The sequence below is a fragment of the Taishania pollutisoli genome (assembly GCF_014518315.1).
GTDB classification, from domain to species: Bacteria; Bacteroidota; Bacteroidia; order Flavobacteriales_D; family Crocinitomicaceae; genus Taishania; species Taishania pollutisoli.
In genome coordinates this window covers 1-1,969 of record NZ_JACVEL010000032.1, presented here as the reverse complement: position 1 = coordinate 1,969, position 1,969 = coordinate 1, and the positions used below count along the sequence as shown (strand labels likewise).

1 protein-coding gene is annotated in these 1,969 nt (G+C 49.2%); it reads right to left on the bottom strand.

What is annotated here, in order from left to right; genetic code table 11:
- The coding region (locus H9Y05_RS16125; protein WP_216714893.1) for a hypothetical protein at positions 1–1,969 on the bottom strand (1,969 nt) is incomplete at both ends.

Genomic DNA, 1,969 nt, shown 5'->3' with positions numbered 1-1,969 from the left:
ATCAGGACCGCATCGTGGTGCACCTGCACAAGCTCACTCACATTGCCGTGTACATCGTAATTGTAAAACGTACCGTTTGTGTAATCGGCATTGCTCGCCGGGTTGGAAGGTGACAGGGTCTCCAGGTACAGCACCCCCAAAATCCGGTTGCGGGTATTGTCGTACGCGTAGTTCTCAAACAGGCTCGTAAGCTGCGAAGCCACAGGTAATCCGCCCGGTGTATTGTGTGCCACAATGTCTCCCGGAAGTTCATCGTAAAGGGTACGTGTTACTTCTTCCCGTACTGTTGAAAAGTTATTCGGAAAGTTTGCATGGTTCACGATCGCTGTTTGCTCTACGCCTAAATTGTTGACTAATCTTCCCATCTCATTGATGCTGTGGTCCGCTTTGGTTAGTTCGCCGACTTCCACCACACGACCCAGTTCATCGTAGCGGGTATAGCTGTACTGGTTATTTGTTTTTTGAAGGGCATTCTGGCTCATGATCAAACGCCCGAGTTTGTCATACGCAAAGCGGCTCTCTCCTCCATCCGGGGTTCGTTGATACACCAACTGGTTCAAGGAGTTGTAGCGGTACTGCGTTTCATAGGTATGCTCCGGTGCCACGTTCTGAGCACTGTTGAGCGGATTCACCAGATCCGTCGCATCCGGACTACTCAGACGCATCGTGTTGATGTCTGTATGGCTGGAACCGGTGTGTCCTGGTGATCCTTCGGATACAATCGGGCTGCCGGAATCGGTGTATTCAAAACGTTTCACGCCTTTGGGCGGAACCGTCTGAATCAGGTTCCCCGCACGGTCGTAATAATACAGTGTATAGTGGTATTCTTTGTCGTAGTAATATTGGGTCAGGGTTTCTTCAACAGAGGCGATCGCCTGACGGATGTACGCCTGTTGAAAGGCATCCGCCAGTTGATCCAGGTAAATCTCTTGCTGCAGCAGTGCATTCACCGTCATCACATTGTTCACCCACTGACACGGATCCGGCTCCGGAAGCGTAACCTCCGGTAGCGGTTGATTGGGCAGCAACGGCGGACAGTACACCCCATCCATCTCTGCAATGTACGCTGCCGCAAAGGCATTCCAGGGAACATAATCCGCATGCGAAGGGTTCGAGGCATTTGATGCTTCATACAAATCAATCACGGTTAACAGTTCTGCATTCGCATAACCAATGGGGGTGCTCCCGAAATTCGCAATCGAAAGGTACATCGCGTCTTCCACCCCCTGGGAGTTGGAACAAAACGTGGTGATGTACTCTAAATAGGCGTCTGCGATATACGCATAGTTCCCCGCACAAAAATCCGCTTCCGATAGACGGTGAAGGTCATTAAACAAAACCAGATCTGCTCCCCAGTACGCATTGTCGACGATGTTCATCGCTGCCGTATAATCCCCGTAAGCTGTGTTGCAGCTAACAGGAGCAACTGCCTGGGGCACACACACCGTGTTTTCCGGGCACAGGATAAACTGAGACGGTTTTACACCATAGATGCTCAGGATGTAAGTTCCGGTAATGGTCTGTGTTTGTGAGGCGTTGTCCAGATAGATCATCGCAAATGTACCGGAATGCGCAGGATTTGAAAGAACAGGTGTCATTTCAAAAGAAACAATTTGATCAATACCTGATGGAAATGGACCAGTAAACGCAATTTCACTGGAAGCTCCAGATACATACATAATTTGGTCTGAAGTTACTCCGGCAAAAACAGCATTTACTCCAAAATAATCCGGCAAGGCGGTTTGCTGGTAAATAGAACTTGTAGTCAGAGAGATAGCTGCCGGATTGTAAAAATGCCCCTGATTCAACATCGATTGGAACACATTCACAAAACCGTTGGAGATGTCATTCATCGTGTTACACGGGTCATAGCCCTGGCAAAAAATCAGTGCTTCCGCTAAGCTCGTCGATACATTCGTATACACATACGCCGTCCCGTTGTTGGAAAGACCTGATGAACTCAGCGTCT